Origin of the sequence: Streptomyces sp. NPDC018610 (assembly GCF_044391765.1) — a bacterium.
Classification (GTDB): Bacteria; Actinomycetota; Actinomycetes; order Streptomycetales; family Streptomycetaceae; genus Streptomyces.
On record NZ_JBISAL010000008.1, the window covers coordinates 92,591 to 111,991 of the forward strand.

The window sequence follows — 19,401 nt, forward strand, 5'->3', positions numbered from 1 at the left end:
GTCGCCGCCCGGGAGCGGTGCGGGGGAGGTGTCGCCGCTCAGAGGTAGTACCGCGACACCGACTCCGCCACGCAGACCGGCTTGTCGCCGCCCTCGCGCTCCACGGTGAAGGCGACGGTCACCTGCACACCGCCGGGCACGTCGTCGACCCCGGTGATCACGGCGGTGGCGCGCACCCGCGAGCCGACCGGCACGGGGGCGGGGAAACGCACCTTGTTGGTGCCGTAGTTGACGCCCATCTTCACGCCCTCGACGCCGATCAGCTGCGGGCCGAACAGCGGCAGCAGCGACAGGGTCAGATAGCCGTGGGCGATGGTCGTGCCGAACGGGCCGGCGGCGGCCTTCTCGGGATCCACGTGGATCCACTGGTGGTCGCCGGTCGCCTCCGCGAACAGGTCGATCCGCTTCTGGTCGATCTCCAGCCAGTCGGTGTGACCCAGCTGCTCGCCCACCGCCGCCTTCAGCTCGTCGGCGGAGGTGAAGATCCTCGGCTCTGCCATGTTCCCGGCCTCTCGCATCGCGCGTCATTGTCTAAGCAACTGCTTAGCATGGTCGCGGCGACGGCCCATGTCAACGCGACCCGGGTGTGACACGGTCGGTAGGCTCTGGCGAGTGCCCCAGATTTCCGGCAAGATCCACGAGCTGACCGTCGGCCAGGTCGCCGCGCGCAGCGGCGCCGCCGTCTCCGCCCTGCACTTCTACGAGGCCAAGGGCCTGATCAGCAGCCGCCGCACGAGCGGCAACCAGCGCCGCTACTCCCGCGACACCCTGCGCCGGGTGGCCTTCGTCCGGGCCGCGCAGCGTGTGGGCATCCCGTTGGCCACGATCCGCGAGGCACTGGCCGAACTCCCCGAGGAGCGCACCCCCACCCGGGAGGACTGGGCCCGTCTGTCCGAGGTCTGGCGCTCCGAACTCGACGCCCGCATCGAGCAGCTGAACCGGCTGCGCGACCACCTCACCGACTGCATCGGCTGCGGCTGCCTGTCCCTGGACACCTGTGTGCTCTCCAACCCGGACGACGTCTTCGGCCAGCGGCAGGACGGCTCGCGCCTGATGGTGGGCCGCCGCGGCGGTTCCGGCCCCGCCGCCTCGTGACGCGGTCCCCGCGACCGGACCCCGCGAGCCGGCCCCCGGGCGGGCGCGTCTCCTGCGACGGGAGCCGGTGACGGCCGTCCCCGGGCAGCGCCTCCTTCACCGGCTCGGCGCCGGACGCCGTCCGTCGCCCGTTCGGCAGGCCGCTCGCCGGGGCGCGTTCAGCCGCACCTGCCTCAGGCGCTGGGCCGGTCTCGTAGCTTCCCCCGACGGCGGGGTACGGCAGTGCCGCGCACCCCGGCCTTCCCCGGCGTACCCCGCCGTGCTCAGGCCGACACCAGCAGCCGTTCCCTCCTGGCGTACGCCAGCGCCTCGGGGGTGAGGACGGGGCGCGGGACGAGGATGCCGCAGTCCGCGCAGACCGGCCCCGAGGACGGTTCGTGGTCCAGGCCGTAGCGCCAGACGAGGCGCTCGCCGTCGCACACCGGGCACACCGAGCCCGGTTCGCGCTCCAGCGCGGCGATCAGCCGGCGCAGCACCTCCGCCAGCGGCTCACCGGGGTGGACCCCCGGGTCGTCGCACCAGGCGACCCCGAACCCGCCCCAGGTCAGCCGGTGCCAGTCGTCCACGCTGCCCGGCCGGCGCAGCCCGTCGTGCTTCTCCTTCCTGCGGCGCCCGGCGAACTCGGCCTCGTAGTCGAGCCACACGGAACGCGCCTCCTCCAGCTCCTCCAGCGCGGCCACGAGCCGCACCGGGTCGGGAGACCTGTCCTCGGGACCGAACCCGGCCCGGGAGCACAGATGGTCCCAGGTCGCCCGGTGCCCGTAAGGAGCGAACCGCTCCAGGCACTTGCGCAGCGAGTAACGCCGCAGCGCCAGATCGCACCGCGGGTCCCTCACCTGTCTCGCCAGACTCCGGAAACCGGCCATCGCCCTGCACCTCCGTCACATCTGCACCTGTACTTCGGTCACTTCGGCGGCGTCGTACGGTTCTCCGCACGCAGTCGTCGTACGAGCGTCGCCGTGTAGACGTTCCGGGCCGCGATCCGGCTCCATCCGATTTCCGATGTCCGCCATGACTCCGCCCGGGTTGACCGTCATGTCCACCACGAAGTGCCTCCGCGACTCCAAAAAGTGACGCCTGTTCATCTTCCAACTCGGGGATACCGGCGGTAACGTCCGCGCCACCCCCATCGGGAGGAGCTGCCATGCCACGGCGCACCCCGCACAACGCGCTCGACGAAGTGAGAACTCCCCACAGATTCCACGGGTTCCTGAAGACCGCGTCCGTATGCGTCCTCGTCGCCGGTCTTTTGTCACCCTTTTCCCAAGCGGCGGCCGCCGACACCGCACCGAAGGCGGCCGCGAACGACTACTGCGGCGGCCAGTGCTCGGACATCCTGCCGCCGGGCGAGAACGGCAACGCCACCCTCGCCCAGATCCTGCTCAACCAGGCCTTCGGCACCCAGCCCGGCCACGCCGAGGACCAGCTCGGCCCCTACGCCGACCTCGCCAAGGGCTACCCGGCGCTCACCGACGACAAGATCAACACCTTCTTCGACGACGCCTCGTTCGGAGTTCCCGCCGGACAGGTCGCCTCCACCGAGAAGCCCGCCGGCCGCGGCGACGTCACGATCGTCCGCGACAAGAAGACCGGTGTGCCGCACATCACCGGCACCACCCGCTACGGCACCGAGTTCGGCGCCGGGTACGCAGCCGCCGAGGACCGGCTGTGGCTCATGGACGTCTTCCGGCACGTCGGCCGCGGCCAGTTGACCTCCTTCGCCGGCGGCGCCGCCGCCAACCAGGGCCTGGAGCAGCAGTTCTACCGCAACGCGCCCTACACCGAGGCCGACCTCCAGGCGCAGATCGACAACGCGGTGGCCAAGAGCGGCGCACGCGGCCAGCAGGCCCTCGCCGACGTCAACGCCTACCTGGCCGGCATCAACGCCTACATCGACGCCTCCGACCCGGGCCGCTACTTCCCCGGCGAGTACGTCCTGACCGGCCACAAGGACGCCATCACCAACTCCGGCACCATCGACCACTTCAAGGTCACCGACATGGTCGCCCTGGCCTCCGTGGTCGGCTCGCTCTTCGGCTCGGGCGGCGGCGGCGAGGTCGACAACGCGATGTCCCTGCTGGCCGCCCAGTCCAAGTACGGTGTCGAGGAGGGCACCAAGGTCTGGGAGTCCTTCCGCGAACGCAACGACCCCGAGGCCGTCCTCACCCTCCACGACGGCCAGAGCTTCCCGTACGCCACCCGGCCCGACAGCCCGAAGGGCGAGGCGCTGCCCGACGCCGGCTCGGTGACCGCCGAGCCGCTGGTCTACGACCGCACCGGCAGCGCGGCCACCGCGGCAGCCAGGAGCGCCACCACCACGGCCGCCGAGTCCACCCTCTCCTCGGCGAGGCGGGGCATGTCCAACGCCCTCGTCGTCGGCGGCGAGCACACCGCCGGCGGCCACCCGGTCGCCGTCTTCGGACCGCAGACCGGCTACTTCGCCCCCCAGCTGCTCCTGCTCCAGGAGATCCAGGGCCCGGGCATCAGCGCCCGCGGCGCCTCCTTCGCGGGCCTGAGCATGTACGTCGAACTCGGCCGCGGCCAGGACTACTCGTGGAGCGCCACGACCTCCGGCCAGGACATCATCGACACCTACGCCGTCGAACTGTGCCAGGACGACCACCACTACCTGTACCACGGCGCCTGCACGGCCATGGAGCAGGTGCAGCAGGCCGACTCCTGGAAGCCCACCGTCGCCGACGGCACGGCGGCCGGTTCGTACACGATGCGCGTGTGGCGCACGAAGTACGGTCCCGTCCAGTACCGGGCCACCGTCGGCGGCAAGAAGGTCGCCTACACCACCCTGCGCTCCTCCTACCTGCACGAGGCCGACTCCATCATCGGCTTCCAGATGCTCAACGACCCCGACTTCGTGAAGGGCCCCGACGACTTCCAGAAGGCCGCCCAGCACATCAACTTCACCTTCAACTGGTTCTACGCCGACTCCCGGCACACGGCGTACTACAACAGCGGCGACAACCCGGTGCGGGCGAGCGGCGTGGACGCCGAGTTCCCGGTGTGGGCGCAGCCGGCGTACGAGTGGCGGGGCTGGGACCCGGCCACCAACACCGCCGACTACACCCCCGCCTCCGCCCACCCGAACTCGGTCGACCAGGACTACTACATCTCCTGGAACAACAAACAGGCCGAGGACTACGCGGCGGCGCCCTGGGGCGAGGGCTCGGTGCACCGCGGGAACCTGCTGGAGGACCGGGTGAAGAAGCTCGTCGCGGCGGGCGGAGTGACCCGCTCGGCCCTCACGAAGGCGATGGCCGACGCCGCCCTCGCCGACCTGCGCGCCGAGGACGTCCTGCCCGAGCTCCTGAAGGTGATCGACACCTCGGCGGTCACCGACCCGGCGGCCGCCGCCGCGGTCGCCAAGCTCCGGGCCTGGGTGACCGCGGGCGCCCGGCGCACCGAGACCTCGGCCGGCTCCGGGACGTACGCGAACGCCGACGCGATCCGGATCCTGGACGCCTGGTGGCCGCTGCTGGTGAAGGCCGAGTTCGAACCGGGCCTCGGAAGCGACCTGTACGCCGCCATCGGCGCCGACCTGCCGATCGACGAGTCCCCGTCCGCCGGGCACGGCCCCACCGGCTCGCACGCTGGCAGCGCCTTCCAGTACGGCTGGTGGAGCTATGTCGACAAGGACATCCGGGCGGTGCTCGGTGAGCCGGTGGCGGGCCCGCTGGCCCGGAAGTTCTGCGGCGGCGGCGATCTGAACACCTGCCGGGACAGCCTGATCAGCACCCTCAAGCAGGCGGCCGGTCTCACCGCGGCGCAGGTCTACCCCGGTGACGACCAGTGCTCGGCGGGCGACCAGTGGTGCGCCGACTCGATCGTCCAGCGCGCCCTGGGCGGCATCAAGCACGGAAAGATCAGCTGGCAGAACCGGCCCACCTTCCAGCAGGTGGTGGAGTACACCTCCCACCGGTGACCGCCGCGGCGGCGGGCGCGCGTCAGCGGACGCGGCCCGCCGCCAGCACCAGTCGCGCCAGCTCCGGGTGCACGATGTCGCTGTGCGCCCCGGCCGGCGGCCCGCCGCGCCGGACCACCGCCGACGCGTCGACGTTCACGCACCCGGAGACCGGCAGCGGCGCGCTCAGCGCGGCGGCCAGCGTGCACGCGCGCGTGCCCGGCAGCGCCCGCACGCCGTCGTGCCCCAGCGCGCCCCACCGGGCGCCGAGCAACGCGCCGACGTCGAGGCCGAGCACCGACCGGTCGTCGCCCGCCAGCCGCGACGCCAGCGGGTAGAAGGCGCCCAGCGCCGAGTCGAAGCCGGACCAGCAGCACACCAGGGGGCCGTCGATCCGCTGCTCCTGGCCCCGGAGGACTCCCGCCTCGTGCGGGTCGTCGGGCAGCCGCGGGGCGAACGCGTAGTGGGAGAAGGCCCCTTGGAGCAGGGTCACGGACTTCACCGCCCGGACTCCCGCGGGCAGCCCGCGCAGCGCGAACGACACCAGCCGTCCGCCGAAGCTGTGCCCGACCAGATGGACTCGGATGCCCGGGGCCGCCTGGGCGAGACGGCCGAGGAGCGGGCCCAGTCCGCGCTCGCCGACCGCGCCGGCGCGCCGCTTCATCGCGTAGTACGCCGCCTGCCGCAGCAGTTCCTTCGCGCCCTCCCACGGGTTCGGCAGCGACAGGGACTCCTGCCCGGCCGGGGCCCGCAGCCGTGCGGCGGCGTCGGCGAACTCCGCGCAGACGTCCGCCGCGGGCCGGGTGAACATCCCGGGCCCGCCCTGCGGCGCGCCCGGCGCGAGGGTGTCCGCGGCGAACGGCTCCTGCGGCGCGGCCTCGGCCAGCAGCCGCGCCAGCCGCCCGAACTCCTCCAGCGCCTCCGCACCGGCGGGCCGCTCGTCCAGGGTCCGCGCGAGCCGGTCCACCACCGTGGCCCGGTCCGGGAACGTCGCCAGCAGCGCGGCGCGCGTGTCCTTCTCCAGCACCGGAGCCGGGCCCGGCGCCGAAGCGGCGGCCGTGGCGCGCGGGAAGTCGGGGATCGGCTCGTCGCTGAACCGCATCGACGGCCACACCACGCCCACGTACCCGATCCGCGCGGCGGGCGCGAGCCGCGGGAGCGGGGCGTAGAAGGCGCTGAAGAGCCGGGTCGCCGTCGAGCGGTCGTTGTTCCAGCCGTGCGCGAAGACGATCAGGTCGCGCACCCCGCTCCGGGCGAGAGCGGCGAGCAGCCGGTCCCGCTCGGGGCCGTCCACGTCCCCGTCCGCGTCGAAGGTCAGCTCCCAGTAGGGAGCCACGCTCATTCCCGGATCAGCCACGGCCGGCCTCCTCGTGCCCCGAAGCGGTGCGATGCGTGGTGCATCGTCCTGCCGACGGGGCGCCTTGGCCATACGTCACGGAGCACCCGGAAGGGGGAATTCCCCTCGTCCTCGGCGGCGGAACCGGGCGGCGCGCCTCAGCGGTAGAGCAGGTAACCCTCGCGCACCCGGCGGAACGCGGCCAGCTCGTCGCGCCAGCCGGCCACCACCTCGTCGGTGTCCGCCCCGGCGTCGATCATCGTGCGCACCCGCGTCGAACCGGTGAGCTTGTCGATCCAGTCGTCCGACCGCCAGGCGAAGCCGTCCCAGACGCGTCTGGCGGTCACCAGCAGCGCGATGCCGGTGCGCACCGGGTCGAAGGCGGCCCGGTCGTGGACGTGGATCTGCACCCCGCCGACCGTCACGCCCTGGAACTTGGAGAAGGTGGGCGCGAAGTACGCCTCCCGGAACCGGACGCCGGGCAGGCCCAGGGTGTTCGCCGCGTCCGCCCAGCGGCCGTCGACGCCCTCCGCGCCGAGCAGTTCGAAGGGGCGGGTGGTGCCGCGGCCCTCCGACAGGTTGGTGCCCTCGAACAGGCAGGTGCCCGAGTAGACGAGGGCGGTGTCGGGGGTGGGCATGTTCGGGCTCGGCGGCACCCACGGCAGGCCCGAGGCGTCGTAGAAGTCGGACCGCCGCCAGCCGGTCATCAGGACCGTCTCCAGCGGGACCGGCTTGGCCAGGAACTCGCCGTTGAACAGCCGCGCGAGCTCCGCGACCGTCATGCCGTGCGCCTGCGCGATCGGCCGCCGACCGACGAAGGTGGCGAACTCCTCGTGCAGCACCGGGCCGAGGGCCTGACGGCCGGTCACCGGGTTCGGCCGGTCCAGCACCACGAACCGCTTGCCGGCCAGCGCGGCGGCCTCCATGCAGTCGTACAGGGTCCAGATGTAGGTGTAGAAGCGGGCGCCCGCGTCCTGGATGTCGAAGACGACCGTGTCGACGCCGGAGGCGGTGAAGACGTCGGCCAGCGGCTGTCCGCTCTTGAGGTAGGTGTCGTACACGGGCAGCCCGGTGGCCGGGTCGTCGTAGCGGCCCTCGGAGCCGCCCGCCTGCGCGGTGCCGCGGAAGCCGTGCTCGGGGCCGAAGACGGCGGTGAGCCGCACCCGGCGGTCGGCGTGCATCACGTCGACGATGTGGCGCACGTCCCGGGTGACACCGGTCGGGTTGGTGACGATCCCGACCCGCTGCCCGGCGAGCACGCCGTAGCCGGCGTCGGCCAGCCGCTCGAATCCGGTGCGCAGCGGCCGGCCGCGGCCCGGGGCGGCCGCCTCGGCCTGGGCGGCGGGGACCGTCGCGGCCGCGGCCGCGGCCGTCGTGGCGAGCAGGCTCCGTCGGGACAGCTTCATACGGTGACCTCCGTGATCGCGGCACGTGTCATGCTCACGCACGCTAGCGCGCGGTCGGGCGGCAGGGGAACGAGCCGGACCGCACCGTTGATCGGCGACCGGGCGGAAACCCCTCTTCCGGATGGCATACCGACCGGTTAGTCTGGCGCGGCAGAGCCGATGCGCATGGCGTCGTGATCGTGTCGAAGGAGACCGATGGTGCAAGCCGTTCAGGGTGCGGGAGTGGTCGTCACCGGGGCCGGGGGCGGCATCGGGGCCGCGCTGGCCCGCCGGTTCGCCGCGGGCGGCGCGAGGGTCGTCGTCAACGACCTCGACGCCGTGCGGGCCGCGGCCGTCGCCGAGGAGATAGGCGGCGTCGCCCTCCCGGGCGATGCCTCGGCGGTCGTCGCCGAGGCGCGGGACGCGCTCGGCGGCGCCGTCGACGTGTACTGCGCCAACGCGGGCCTCGCCTCCGGCGGTTCCGAGACGGCCGGCGAGGAGGTCTGGGCGCGTGCCTGGGACGTCAACGTCATGGCCCACGTCCGCGCCGCCGAGGCGCTGCTCCCGGCCTGGCTGGAGCGCGGCGAAGGCCGGTTCGTCTCCACCGTCTCCGCCGCCGGACTGCTCACCATGATCGGCGCCGCCCCCTACAGCGTCACCAAGCACGGCGCGTACGCGTTCGCCGAGTGGCTGTCGCTGACGTACCGGCACCGCGGGATCAAGGTGCACGCGATCTGCCCGCAGGGCGTGCGCACCGACATGCTGGCCGCCACCGGCAGCGCGGGCGACCTGGTGCTGCAGCCGACCGCGATCGAACCGGAGGACGTGGCCGACGCCCTGTTCGCAGGCATCGAGGAGGACCGCTTCCTGATCCTGCCGCATCCGGAGGTCGCCGGCTTCTACCAGGCCAGGGCCACCGACCCCGACCGCTGGCTGACCAACATGAACCACCTCCAGCGCAAGTGGGAGGAGACCCGGTGACCGCCGCCCCCGCCTCCCGCGACGCCGCCAAGCCCTGGCTGGACCTCCTCGACGACGCCCAGCGCGCCCCCGTCCACCCGGCCGACTCGCTCGTGCACGCCCTGCGCCGCTCGGCCGCGACGGCCCCCGACCGCGTCTTCCTCGCCTACTTCGACGCCCGCCTCACCTACCGCGAGGTGGACGAGCTGAGCGACTCGGTCGCCGGTCATCTCGCCGCGCGCGGCCTGGAGCGCGGCGAGCGGGTCGCGGTCCTGCTGCAGAACTCCCCGCACTTCGTGCTCGCCGTCCTCGGCGCCTGGAAGGCGGGCGCCGTCGTCGTCCCGGTCAACCCGATGTACAAGTCCGCCGAGGTCGCCCACGTCCTGACCGACGGCGAGGTGGCCGCGCTGATCTGCTCCGAGAGGGCCTGGGAGTCGTACCTGCGCGAGACGGCCGCCGCCTCGCCGGTGCGTATCGCGCTCACCGGGTGCGAGCGGGACTTCCAGACCCGCGACGACGCCCGCGTGCTCGCCTTCGAACGGCTGCCGCAGGCCCCCGACGCCGACGACCTGGCCACCGTCGCCCGCGCCGGCCGGCCGGCGCCCGCGGACCGCGACCCGGCCCCGGACGACACCGCCCTGATCAGCTACACCTCGGGCACCAGCGGCACCCCCAAGGGCGCCACCAACACGCACGGCAACATCATGTACAACGCCGAGCGGCAGAGCGCCGGCCTCGGCCTGCCCGAGGCGCCGGTGTACTTCGCGATGGCGCCGCTGTTCCACATCACCGGCATGGTCTGCCAGTTCGCCGCCTGTCTGAACAGCGCGGGCACGCTGGTGCTGGCCTACCGCTTCGAGCCCGGCGTGGTGCTGGAGGCGTTCGCCGAGCACCGGCCGCACTACACCGTCGGCCCCTCCACCGCCTTCATGGCGCTGGCCGCCCACCCGTCCGTCACCCCGGACCACTTCTCGTCCTTCCGGGTCATCTCCTCCGGCGGCGCGCCGCTGCCGCCCGCGCTGGTGGAGAAGTTCCGCTCCGCCTTCGGGCCGTACATCCGCAACGGCTACGGGCTCACCGAGTGCACCGCGCCCTGCGCCTCCGTGCCGCCCGGCCGGGAGGCGCCCGTCGACCCGGTCTCCGGGACGCTCGCGGTGGGTGTGCCCGGCCCGGACACGGTGGTGCGGATCGTCGACGACGCGGGCCGGGAGCTGCCCTTCGGCGAGCAGGGCGAGATCGTCGTCAGCGGTCCGCAGGTCGTGCCCGGCTACTGGCGGCGGCCCGACGCCACCGCCGAGACCTTCCCCGGCGGCGAGCTGCGCACCGGCGACATCGGCTTCATGGACGAGCGGGGCTGGCTCTATGTCGTCGACCGCAAGAAGGACATGATCAACGCCTCCGGCTTCAAGGTGTGGCCGCGCGAGGTCGAGGACGTCCTCTACACGCATTCCGCGGTGCGCGAGGCCGCCGTGGTCGGGGTGCCCGACGGGTACCGCGGGGAGACCGTCAGGGCGTACATCAGCCTGCGGCCGGACGCCCGGGTGGACCCGGACGAGCTGGCCGCGTACTGCAAGGAGAGACTGGCCGCCTACAAGTACCCGCGGCAGGTGGAGATCCTGCCCGAGTTGCCGAAGACGGCCAGTGGGAAGATCCTCCGTCGGGAACTGCGTTCCCGTACCCGAGGAAGCCAGCAGGAACAGCAGGACCGGTAGGTCCGAGGAAAGGCAGGTGGCGGCAGTGCCCAGGACGACGGAATCGGCCGGGACCCCTGTGCCCCAGCGGCTTCTGGCCGCCGCCACCCGGCTCTTCGCCGAGCAGGGGTACGACCGCACCTCCGTGCAGGAGATCGTCGAGGCGGCCGGCGTCACCAAGGGCGCGCTCTACCACTACTTCGGCTCCAAGGACGACCTCCTGCACGAGGTGTACGCGCGGATGCTGCGCGTCCAGCAGGAGCGGCTGGACGCCTTCGCCAACGCCGACGAGCCGGTGGAGAAGCGGTTGCGGGACGCCGCCGCCGACGTCGTCGTCACCACGATCGACAACCTCGACGACGCGATGATCTTCTTCCGCTCCATGCACCACCTCAGCCCGGAGAAGAACAAGCAGGTGCGTGCCGAGCGCCGGCGCTACCACGAGCGCTTCCGCGCCCTCGTCGAGGAGGGCCAGGACAAGGGCGTCTTCTCCCGTGCCACTCCGGCCGACCTGGTGGTGGACTACCACTTCGGCTCCGTCCACCACCTCTCCACCTGGTACCGCCCGGGCGGCCCGCTCACCCCCCAGGAGGTCGCCGACCACCTCGCCGACCTGCTGCTGCGGGCGCTGCGGCCGTAGGACTCGAGGGAGCACACGGGTGAGGGGCGGTCGCCATGGCGACCGCCCCTCACCCGTGTCCCGTCACAGGTACTTCTTCAGCTCCCGGCGGGCCAGCGACCGCTGGTGGACCTCGTCCGGGCCGTCGGCGAGCATCAGGGTGCGCGCGCCCGCGTACAGCTCGGCCAGCGGGAAGTCCTGGCTCACCCCGCCCGCGCCGTACAGCTGGATCGCCCGGTCCAGGATGGCGACCACCGCGCGGGGCGTGGCGATCTTGATGGCCTGGATCTCGGTGTGGGCGCCCCGGTTGCCGACGGTGTCCATCAGCCAGGCCGTCTTCAGCACCAGCAGCCGCAGCTGCTCGACCTGGACCCGCGCGTCGGCGATCCAGTTCTGCACCACGCCCTGCTGCGCCAGCGCCTTGCCGAACGCCGTACGGGACACCGCCCGGCGGCACATCAGCTCGATCGCCCGCTCGGCCATGCCGATCAGCCGCATGCAGTGGTGGATCCGGCCGGGGCCGAGCCGGGCCTGCGCGATGGCGAAGCCGCCGCCCTCCTCGCCGATCAGGTGGGACACCGGCACCCGCGCGTGGTCGAAGACCACCTCGGCGTGCCCGCCGTGGTAGTGGTCCTCGTAACCGAACACCTGCATGGCCCGCTTCACTGTGACGCCGGGCGTGTCGCGCGGCACCAGCACCATGGACTGCTGGCGGCGGATGTCCGCGCCGTCCGGGTCGGTCTTGCCCATCACGATGAAGACGGAACAGTCCGGGTGCATCGCCCCGGAGATGTACCACTTGCGGCCGGTGACGACGTACTCGTCGCCGTCCCGCTCGATGCGCGTGGTGATGTTGGTGGCGTCCGAGGAGGCCACCTCCGGCTCGGTCATCGCGAACGCCGAGCGGATCTCACCGGCCAGCAGCGGCTGGAGCCACTGCTTCTTCTGGCGCTCGTCGCCGAACTGGGCCAGCACCTCCATGTTCCCGGTGTCCGGGGCCGCGCAGTTGGTGGCCGTGGGCGCCAGCTGCGGGGAACGGCCGGTGATCTCGGCCAGCGGCGCGTACTGGAGGTTGGTCAGCCCGGCGCCGTGCTCGGCGTCCGGCAGGAACAGGTTCCACAGCCCCTGCCGGCGCGCCTCGGCCTTCAGCTCCTCCACCACCGGCGGGTTCTCCCAGGGGGAGGCGAGCCGTGCGCGCTGCTCGTGGGCCACCTGTTCGGCGGGGTGGACGTACTCGTCCATGAAGGCGAGGAGTTTGGCGCGCAGTTCCTCGGTGCGCGCGTCGAATGCGAAGTCCATGCTGGATCAGCCCTCCTGGAGGCCTTCGTGAAGAGTGGTCAGACCGTGCCGGACGAAGACGGGGACGAGGTCGCCGATGCGGTCGAAGCCGCGGCCGACCGTCTGGCCGAGCGTGTAGCGGTAGTGGATGCCCTCCAGGATCACGGCGAGCTTGAACCAGGCGAACGCCGTGTACCAGGCCACCGACGAGACGTCACGCCCCGAGCGCGCGGCGTACCGCTCGATCAGCTCGGCGGGGGAGGGGTGCCCGGCCGCCTCCGCGGTCGTGGACACCGGCGACTCGGTCAGGCCGAGCGGGGTGCAGTACATCACCAGCAGGCCCAGGTCGGTGAGCGGGTCGCCGAGCGTGGACATCTCCCAGTCGAGGATCGCGTTGATCCGGTCGTCCGGGCCGATCAACACGTTGTCCAGGCGGTAGTCGCCGTGCACGACGGTGGGCGCGGGGGAGGCGGGCAGCGCGCGTCCGAGGGCGGAGTGCAGCTCGTCGATGCCGGCCAGATCGCGGCTGCGGGAGGCGTCCAGCTGCTTGCCCCAGCGGCGCAGCTGCCGGTCCAGGAACCCCTCCGGGCGCCCGAAGTCCGCGAGCCCCACCTCGGCGGGGTCCACCGCGTGCAGCTCCACGAGCGTGTCCACCAGCGACAGCACCGCGTCCCGGGTGCGCTGTGCGCCCAGCGGGGCGAGCTGGTCGGCGGTGCGGTACGGCGTGCCCTCGACGAACTCCATCACGTAGAACGGGGCGCCGAGCACCTCCTCGTCCTCGCACAGCAGCACCGGCCGCGGCACCGGCACGTCCGTCGGGTGCAGCGCGCTGATCACCCGGTGCTCGCGCTTCATGTCGTGTGCGGTGGCCAGCACATGGCCGAGCGGGGGCCGCCGTACCACCCATCTGGCGGTGCCGTCGGAGACCGCGTACGTCAGGTTGGAGCGTCCGCCCTCGATCAGCCGGCCGGTCAGGGGGCCCTGCACCAGGCCGGGCCGCTCCCGGTCGAGCAGGCCGCGCAGGCGGTCGAGATCGAGTCCGGGCGGGTGGTCGGGGCTCATCATTGCTCCTACGGGCTGGTCGGAGGCGAACGGGGACCCACTCATGATGCCGACCGGTCGGTATGTAGTCCAGTGCCTGGTCCGAACGTGATCGGCGCCACCGTCCCGTCCGGGCCCGGCCGCCCCTCTCGGCACACCTTCCTGGACGACCGGCGCCGCCCCTCTCGGCACGCCTTCCTAGACGACCAGCGCCGCCGCGCACACCGCCAGGGCCGCCGTTCCCAGGACCGCCGCCGCGGCGAGCCGGGGCGTGAGCGCCGGCGGGGCCGCCCGGTCGAGGCGGCGGATGCGGAACTGGGCGACGAGCAGGAACCCCAGCCACAGCAGACAGCACAGGGCGGACACGGCGGCGCCGACGGCCGTGGCGCCGCCGTGCAGGGCCGCCCGCACGGCCAGCACGGCGGCCACCGTCGCGGACAGCGTCGTACGCCGCCAGGCCAGCCTCGTCCGCTCCGGCTGCAGCCCCGGGTCCCGGTGCGCGCCCGCCGTCCGGGCGCCGTCCCGGCCGGCCCCGCTCATCCGGCCCGGCCGGCGAGGACGACCACGACCATCACCACGGCGACCACCGCGACGACGACGCTCAGCAGCGCCGGGAAACGCGACGCCGGCAGGTCCTCGCCGCGCCGCATCGCCCGCTCGCAGCGCACCCAGTGGTTGATCGCGCGCAGGGAGCACAGCACGCCCGCGGCGAGCAGCGCCAGCGCGAGGCCGACCCGCCACGCCCAGCGCAGGTGCGGCAGGAACTGGTCCACCGCGAAACCGCCGCCGATCAGGGCGAGCGCGGTGCGCAGCCAGGCCAGGAAGGTCCGCTCGTTCGCCAGCGAGAAGCGGTAGTCGGGGGTACTGCCCTCCTCCCGCACCTCTTCGGGGGCGAACCACAGGCGGACGTTCCTCACGAAGTCGATCACGCCAGGACCCTACCCAGGTCGCCGCGGCGGCACGGGCGGGGCGTCACCGCACCGGTCGGCGGGCTTCGTCACCGCGTCGACCGGTAGGCCTTCAGCCGCTCGTACGCCGCCAGGCCGTCCGGCACCCACTCCCACTCGTGCAGCCGACGCTCCACCTCGTCGGCCGGCAGGAAGTCGTGCCAGGCCACCTCCTCGACCTGCGGGCGCACCGGCGGCTCGCAGCGGACCTGGTAAACCGAAGACCACCAGCCGAAGCCCGCGCCGTCCTCGTACAGGAACTTGAACAGGAACTCCGGGCGGGGCAGGCCGCTCACTCCCAGCTCCTCCTCGGCCTCGCGCAGCGCCGCGTCGTCGTAGCTCTCGCCGGCCCCGACGACGCCGCCCACGAACATGTCGTACAGGGAGGGGAAGGCGAGCTTGGTCGCGGTGCGGCGGTGCACGAAGAGCCGGCCGCCGGCGTCCCGGGCCTCGATGAAGACACAGCGGTGCCGCATCCCGCGGCTGTAGACCTCGCCGCGCGGGGCCTGCCCGATGACCTGGTCGTTCTCGTCGACGATGTCGAGGATCTCGTCCGCAGCGCTCATGCCCCCATCCAATCAGGCGCCCGGCGCCCGGGAACAGGAGGTCAGCGCGTCTGGAGGTTCCGCTCGCCCCGCTCGGTGGGCGAGGTGCCGCAGGGCATCGCCGGGTGCAGACCGAGCAGCACGATCCCCGCCACGATCGCCGCGAGACCGGCCGCCTCCCAGGTCAGCGCGCCGATGTCGGTGCGCAGGCGGTCGCCGAGGAAGCCCACTCCACAGGCGATCCCGGCCAGCGGCTCGGCCGCGGTGAGCGCGGGCAGCGACATGCGCAGCGGCGCCGTCTCGAAGGCGCTCTGCACGAGGACCAGGCCGGTGACGCCGATGACCACCAGGCCGTAGGGCTGCCAGCCGGTGAACAGCTCCGTCCAGCCGCCCGCCGAGAACCGCTGGCCGCTCACCCGGGTCAGCGCGTCCTGCACGCCGTACAGCAGCCCCGCGGCCACCGCGAGCAGGACCGGTCCCCAGCTGAGCCGGGAGCGCTTGGCGTAGGTGGTCAGCACCAGCGCCACGCCCACCATGGTCCCGATGATCAGCCAGTGGCGCAGCGGATCGGTGACGGCGGTGCCGGCCCGCGGCTGGCCGCCGAGGATGAACGCCGTCACCCCGCCGGCCAGCAGCGCGAGGCCCAGCCAGCCCTGGCGGCCCAGCGGCTGCCGGGTCTGTCTGCGGGACAGCGCGAGGGCGAACAGCAGGTTGGTCGCCAGCAGTGGTTCCACCAGTGAGATCTCGCCGCGGCCCAGCGCCATGGCGCCCAGGACCATGCCGACGACCATCAGTCCGAGACCGCCGAGCCAGCGCGGCACCCTCACCAGGTCCAGCAGCAACCGGGGCGAGAGGAAGTCGCTCAGCGGCGCCTGCTGTGCGGCGTTCTGCTGGAGCACGAACCCGAAGCCCAGGCAGCAGGCGGCGCTCACGGCGAGAATCAGAACCAGAACCGACACGCTGCGTACCTCGATCATCCGGCCGGGCCACGGGGTGCGTAATGGCCGACTTTAGCGTCCCAAAGCACTGTTTGCCGCTGGGAGTGCCCGGATCCGGGCAGCCGACCCGGTCACGACGCCCCGCGCGTCGGGGCGAGGGCGGGGCCCCGCGGCCATGGTGGAACGCCCGGCGACGCCGCGCCATGGCGTACGCCACACGAGTGAGGCGCGAGCGGGGACTTGACGGTGGTGTGTCGCCGGGCCTGCCGGTCACGGCAGGATCCCGCGCTCCCGTCACCGCTCGGGCCGGCCGCCCGGGTCCCGGGCGAGCCGGCGGCGTGAGGACGGGGCGGGGCGCGAGTCGAGCCGTCGGCGGGGCGCCGGGCGGCCCCGCGCCGCGCCGCCTGCCCCGCCGCGCCGTCCGCGCGAGCGACCGGACCGTCCACCGCGCAGTCCCCGGACGGCCGGTGCGTCCGCCGCGCCGTCTTCGGCAGCCGGCCCCTCCGCCGTGCGGTCTCCGGACAGCCGGTGCGTCCGTCGTACCGTGCCCGCGCCCAGTCGCCCGCCGTGCCCCCGTGTCGCCGTCGCGCCGGCCGTCGCGCGGAGGGCCGCCACGCCCACGGCCCTCCGGTGGACGGAGAGGCGGCGGCGCGCGGCGGCGACGGTCTCAAATGCCCTTCATGTAACGGCAGTTGACGCGTGTAACGCATCGGCGGCCCTTGACGCGGACTGTTGGCTGAGGGTTTGCTGTGCGTGATCAGTCGACGGTCGGCCGATGACCGCAGGACGAGCCGCGGCGATCGGGGCCGGACGGGGCAGCGTCGCCCCGCGGCGGGCCCGGCCGCGGACCCGGCACGACGGCACGACACAGCACCGACGAAGAGCGCGTGAGGAAGTCCCGCGGTGTCCCCACCCCCGCCTCCCCTCGGCCGCGGCCGCAAGCGTGCGGCCCAGACCTTCGACGCCGCTCTCGACGACACCGAACTCGTCGCCGCCCGCACCGCGTTGGCGCAGGGCAGATGGCAGGCGGTGCGCGCGCTGCTGGCCCGTACGGGCGACGACTGGGACCGGCGCGGGCACCGCGTCACCGTCCTCGCCGAGCCGTCGCACACCGCCGCCTGGGCCGGGGACTGGCTGCTGGCCGAACCCGAGTCCGCCGACGCCCGCGTGCTGCTCGGCATGTCGCTGGTGCGGCGCGCCCTGCGCGGCGAGGAGAAGCCCGACCGCGCCCGCGAGGCGTGCCGGGCCGCGACCGAGCCGGCGCCCGCCGACCCCACTCCGTGGCTCGGCCTGCTCCTGCTGGAGCGCGCCGTGGGCGAAGAGGCGGACGTGGTCCGCCTCTTCGACGAGGTGCGGCTGCGCCACCCGGACCACCACCACGCCCATCACGTGATGGTGGCCGCGCTCGCCGAGCGGCACACCGCGGCCGGCCCCGACCCGCTGCACGAGGTCTACGACTTCGCCAACTGGGCCGCCGAGCAGGCCCCCGCCGACTCGGCGCTCGCCGTCCTGCCCGTGGTCGCGCACGCCGAGCGCTACCGTTCCCTGGCCGCCGCCGATCTCGCCCCCGCCGATCCGGCGGCCTCGGGGCACTGGTCGGGCCGCCGGGCCCGGCAGGTGATGAAGGCGGCCTTCGACTGGTGGCTGGAGTGGGGGCAGGAGGGCCACCCGCGGCACATGGTGGACCTCAACTACCTCGCCCACGCCAAGCACTGCGAGGGCCGGGGCGCCGAGGCCGCGGCCCTGTTCCTGCGTATCGGGGAGCACGCCACTCCGGCGCCGTGGTCGTACCCCGACCGCGACCCGTACGCCGCCTTCCACACCGCCCGCGCCAGCGCGCTCGGCACCGCCTAGCCGGCCGCCGGCCCCGCCCCGGGACCACGAGCCGAGCACGCCCGCCCAGCAGCCCGCCCAGCAGAACGAGTCCGCACGAGGGAGCAGACCCGCACAGGAGGACAAGCCCGCACAAGGGAGCAAGCCCGCACCCGGAACGCCCGCGGGTGAAGCGAGTCGCGAGCCCGCGATCGAGCACGAACCCATCCGGCAAGACCCCCGAGGCCCGAAAGGACGGTCCCCGATGACGACGGGCAGTTCGAGCACCAGCAGACCCACCGCCGGCGGCGACGGCATCAGCACCTTCAAAGGACAGGAGCGGGCGCTGCGCGCCGACCGCCTCGGCACCGGCGGCCTGCTGCTCTCCGTGCTCGCCGCGACCGCCCCGCTCATGGTGGTCGCGGGTGTCATGCCCACCACATTCGCGGTGATGGGCATCGTCGGGCAGCCACTGCTCTTCGTGGTCCTCGGCGTCGTCCTGATCCTCTTCAGCGTCGGCTACGCCGAGATGAGCCGCCACGTGCACAACGCCGGCGCCTTCTACGCGTACATCTCGCGCGGCCTCGGCGGCACGGCCGGCGCCAGTGCCGCCCTCGTCGCCCTGGTGGCCTACAACGCCCTCCAGGCCGGCATCTACGGCATCTTCGGCTTCGAGGTCTCCGACCTGTTCGCCACCTACGCCGACGTCACCGTCGCCTGGTGGATCCCGGCGCTGGCGGCCGTCGCCGCCGTCGGCGCGCTCGGCTGGCTGAAGATCGACGTCAACGCGCGTGTGCTCGGCGTCCTGCTGGTGATCGAGGTGATCCTCGTGGTCGTCTTCGACGTGGCCGCGATCGGCGATCCCGCCAAGGAGGGCCTGTCCCTGCACGCCTTCAACCCCGAGACCCTCTCCGGCGCCGGGATCGGCACCGCGCTGTGCTTCTGCGTCGCCGCCTTCCTCGGCTTCGAACAGGCCCCGGTGTACGCGGAGGAGACCAGCCGCCCGCACGTCCTCGTCCCGCGGGTGATGTTCCTCGCGGTGGCCGGCGTCGCCGTCTTCTTCGCCGTCAGCAGCTGGGCGCTCACCGTGGCCACCGGACCCTCCGCGATCGTCGGCACCGCGGGCAAGGAGAGCGCCGGGCTGCTGTTCACCCTCACCGAGTCCCGGCTCGGCGGGACCTTCACGGACATCCTGCACGTCCTGTTCGTGACGGGCATGTTCGCCGCCATGCTCAGCCTCCACAACGTGGTGGCCCGCTACGCCTTCGCCATGGGCCGCGAGGGCCTGCTGCCCTCGGCGTTCGGCCGCACCTCCAGCGCCAGCGGCGCCCCCGCCGCCGGTTCGCTCTCGCAGACCGTCTTCTCGCTGGTCGTCGTGATCGCCTTCGCGGTCGCGGACGACAAGCCCACCGGCGATCCGACCGCGCCCGTGCTGCACCTGTTCACCTGGGGCGGCAACATCGGGGCCCTCGGCGTGATCGTGCTGATGGCCGCGGCCTCCCTGTCGGTGATCGTCTTCTTCGTACGGCGCGGAGCCGCGGCGGCACAGGCCTGGCGGCTGGTCACCTCCGCGCTGGCCGGCCTCACCCTGCTGGTGATCGCCGTCTACACGGTCAAGGACTTCGACGTCCTGGTCGGCGCCGGCCCCGGCCCCGGCTCGCCGCTCAGCCGGCTCCTGCCCGGTGTCATCGGGCTCGCCGTCGTCGTCGGCCTCGTCCAGGGCGCCGTACTGCGCTCCCGCAGGCCCGAGGCGCACGCCCGCATCGGGCTCGGCAACGAGGCGTTCCAGCTGGACAAGGCGGCCGAGCCGAAGCCGTGACCCCGCGGCGGGGGCGGCC

18 protein-coding genes are annotated in these 19,401 nt (G+C 73.3%); 7 read left to right on the top strand and 11 right to left on the bottom strand.

The window, feature by feature from the left end; all coding sequences use genetic code 11:
* Window positions 1-38 precede the first annotated feature (38 nt).
* Window positions 39-500, bottom strand: coding sequence for a MaoC family dehydratase (locus ACH5A8_RS21200; protein WP_399004127.1), 462 nt, complete (start codon window positions 498-500; stop codon window positions 39-41).
* A gap of 112 nt (window positions 501-612) precedes the next feature.
* On the opposite strand from ACH5A8_RS21200, the gene soxR reads away from it, so the two are divergent.
* Window positions 613-1,095 carry a redox-sensitive transcriptional activator SoxR gene (gene soxR / locus ACH5A8_RS21205; RefSeq protein ID WP_399004129.1) on the top strand — a complete coding sequence of 161 codons (483 nt, stop codon included), beginning with the start codon at window positions 613-615 and terminating at the stop codon, window positions 1,093-1,095.
* Between the two features lie 263 nt (window positions 1,096-1,358).
* Here the strand turns inward: soxR and ACH5A8_RS21210 are convergent, their stop codons facing one another.
* Together ACH5A8_RS21210 and ACH5A8_RS21215 are read right to left on the bottom strand one after the other, a co-directional pair.
* On the bottom strand, window positions 1,359-1,961 hold the full coding sequence (locus ACH5A8_RS21210) for a hypothetical protein (RefSeq protein ID WP_399004131.1): 603 nt from the start codon (window positions 1,959-1,961) through the stop codon (window positions 1,359-1,361).
* 15 nt (window positions 1,962-1,976) lie between these two features.
* Window positions 1,977-2,141 (bottom strand): hypothetical protein, encoded by a 165-nt coding sequence (locus ACH5A8_RS21215; protein WP_399004133.1) that lies wholly within the window; start codon window positions 2,139-2,141, stop codon window positions 1,977-1,979.
* Between the two features lie 98 nt (window positions 2,142-2,239).
* On the opposite strand from ACH5A8_RS21215, the gene ACH5A8_RS21220 reads away from it, so the two are divergent.
* A complete protein-coding gene (locus ACH5A8_RS21220) occupies window positions 2,240-5,032 on the top strand; it encodes a penicillin acylase family protein (protein ID WP_399004135.1) in 2,793 nt (930 codons plus the stop codon).
* Between the two features lie 22 nt (window positions 5,033-5,054).
* Here ACH5A8_RS21220 and ACH5A8_RS21225 read toward each other — a convergent pair whose 3' ends face one another.
* Together ACH5A8_RS21225 and ACH5A8_RS21230 are read right to left on the bottom strand one after the other, a co-directional pair.
* Window positions 5,055-6,368, bottom strand: coding sequence for a serine-threonine protein kinase (locus ACH5A8_RS21225; RefSeq protein WP_399004137.1), 1,314 nt, complete (start codon window positions 6,366-6,368; stop codon window positions 5,055-5,057).
* A gap of 137 nt (window positions 6,369-6,505) precedes the next feature.
* Window positions 6,506-7,753, bottom strand: coding sequence for an exo-beta-N-acetylmuramidase NamZ domain-containing protein (locus ACH5A8_RS21230; RefSeq protein WP_399004139.1), 1,248 nt, complete (start codon window positions 7,751-7,753; stop codon window positions 6,506-6,508).
* Between the two features lie 195 nt (window positions 7,754-7,948).
* Here ACH5A8_RS21230 and ACH5A8_RS21235 point away from each other — a divergent pair, with 195 nt between their 5' ends.
* The 3 genes from ACH5A8_RS21235 to ACH5A8_RS21245 are packed head-to-tail and all read left to right on the top strand — an operon-like array spanning window position 7,949 to window position 11,023.
* Window positions 7,949-8,713 (top strand): SDR family oxidoreductase, encoded by a 765-nt coding sequence (locus ACH5A8_RS21235; RefSeq protein ID WP_399004141.1) that lies wholly within the window; start codon window positions 7,949-7,951, stop codon window positions 8,711-8,713.
* A complete protein-coding gene (locus ACH5A8_RS21240; RefSeq protein WP_399004143.1) occupies window positions 8,710-10,404 on the top strand; it encodes a class I adenylate-forming enzyme family protein in 1,695 nt (564 codons plus the stop codon). Before ACH5A8_RS21235 ends, ACH5A8_RS21240 begins: the two co-directional genes overlap by 4 nt.
* 25 nt (window positions 10,405-10,429) lie before the next feature.
* Window positions 10,430-11,023: a TetR/AcrR family transcriptional regulator gene (locus ACH5A8_RS21245; RefSeq protein ID WP_399004614.1), complete on the top strand. Its 594-nt coding sequence runs from the start codon at window positions 10,430-10,432 to the stop codon at window positions 11,021-11,023.
* A 63-nt stretch (window positions 11,024-11,086) separates the two neighbouring features.
* Here the strand turns inward: ACH5A8_RS21245 and ACH5A8_RS21250 are convergent, their stop codons facing one another.
* The 6 genes from ACH5A8_RS21250 to ACH5A8_RS21275 form a co-directional block, all read right to left on the bottom strand.
* Window positions 11,087-12,301: an acyl-CoA dehydrogenase family protein gene (locus ACH5A8_RS21250; protein ID WP_399004145.1), complete on the bottom strand. Its 1,215-nt coding sequence runs from the start codon at window positions 12,299-12,301 to the stop codon at window positions 11,087-11,089.
* 6 nt (window positions 12,302-12,307) lie between these two features.
* Window positions 12,308-13,342 (bottom strand): phosphotransferase family protein, encoded by a 1,035-nt coding sequence (locus ACH5A8_RS21255; RefSeq protein WP_399004616.1) that lies wholly within the window; start codon window positions 13,340-13,342, stop codon window positions 12,308-12,310.
* Window positions 13,343-13,519: 177 nt separating this feature from the next.
* Window positions 13,520-13,861, bottom strand: a complete 342-nt coding sequence (locus ACH5A8_RS21260; RefSeq protein ID WP_399004147.1) for a DUF202 domain-containing protein — start codon at window positions 13,859-13,861, stop codon at window positions 13,520-13,522.
* Window positions 13,858-14,250 carry a YidH family protein gene (locus ACH5A8_RS21265; RefSeq protein ID WP_399004149.1) on the bottom strand — a complete coding sequence of 131 codons (393 nt, stop codon included), beginning with the start codon at window positions 14,248-14,250 and terminating at the stop codon, window positions 13,858-13,860. Before ACH5A8_RS21265 ends, ACH5A8_RS21260 begins: the two co-directional genes overlap by 4 nt.
* A 68-nt stretch (window positions 14,251-14,318) precedes the next feature.
* The gene (locus tag ACH5A8_RS21270; RefSeq protein ID WP_399004151.1) at window positions 14,319-14,834 is read right to left on the bottom strand and encodes an NUDIX hydrolase; all 516 of its coding nucleotides are present in this window, start codon (window positions 14,832-14,834) and stop codon (window positions 14,319-14,321) included.
* Between the two features lie 41 nt (window positions 14,835-14,875).
* The gene (locus ACH5A8_RS21275) at window positions 14,876-15,772 is read right to left on the bottom strand and encodes a DMT family transporter (protein WP_399004152.1); all 897 of its coding nucleotides are present in this window, start codon (window positions 15,770-15,772) and stop codon (window positions 14,876-14,878) included.
* A gap of 882 nt (window positions 15,773-16,654) precedes the next feature.
* Here ACH5A8_RS21275 and ACH5A8_RS21280 point away from each other — a divergent pair.
* Complete coding sequence (locus ACH5A8_RS21280; protein ID WP_399004154.1) at window positions 16,655-17,605, top strand: hypothetical protein; 951 nt, start codon at window positions 16,655-16,657, stop codon at window positions 17,603-17,605.
* Between the two features lie 223 nt (window positions 17,606-17,828).
* Window positions 17,829-19,382, top strand: coding sequence for an APC family permease (locus ACH5A8_RS21285; RefSeq protein WP_399004156.1), 1,554 nt, complete (start codon window positions 17,829-17,831; stop codon window positions 19,380-19,382).
* Window positions 19,383-19,401: the final 19 nt, after the last annotated feature.

What these genes read in the sequence shown, in the direction of transcription:
- ACH5A8_RS21200 (WP_399004127.1), bottom strand. Translation starts at nt 500, where the DNA reads ATGGCAGAGCCGAGGATCTTCACCTCCGCCGACGAGCTGAAGGCGGCG.
- ACH5A8_RS21210 (WP_399004131.1), bottom strand. Translation starts at nt 1,961, where the DNA reads ATGGCCGGTTTCCGGAGTCTGGCGAGACAGGTGAGGGACCCGCGGTGC.
- ACH5A8_RS21220 (WP_399004135.1), top strand. Translation starts at nt 2,240, where the DNA reads ATGCCACGGCGCACCCCGCACAACGCGCTCGACGAAGTGAGAACTCCC.
- ACH5A8_RS21230 (WP_399004139.1), bottom strand. Translation starts at nt 7,753, where the DNA reads ATGAAGCTGTCCCGACGGAGCCTGCTCGCCACGACGGCCGCGGCCGCG.
- ACH5A8_RS21235 (WP_399004141.1), top strand. Translation starts at nt 7,949, where the DNA reads ATGGTGCAAGCCGTTCAGGGTGCGGGAGTGGTCGTCACCGGGGCCGGG.
- ACH5A8_RS21250 (WP_399004145.1), bottom strand. Translation starts at nt 12,301, where the DNA reads ATGGACTTCGCATTCGACGCGCGCACCGAGGAACTGCGCGCCAAACTC.
- ACH5A8_RS21255 (WP_399004616.1), bottom strand. Translation starts at nt 13,342, where the DNA reads ATGAGCCCCGACCACCCGCCCGGACTCGATCTCGACCGCCTGCGCGGC.
- ACH5A8_RS21260 (WP_399004147.1), bottom strand. Translation starts at nt 13,861, where the DNA reads ATGAGCGGGGCCGGCCGGGACGGCGCCCGGACGGCGGGCGCGCACCGG.
- ACH5A8_RS21270 (WP_399004151.1), bottom strand. Translation starts at nt 14,834, where the DNA reads ATGAGCGCTGCGGACGAGATCCTCGACATCGTCGACGAGAACGACCAG.
- ACH5A8_RS21285 (WP_399004156.1), top strand. Translation starts at nt 17,829, where the DNA reads ATGACGACGGGCAGTTCGAGCACCAGCAGACCCACCGCCGGCGGCGAC.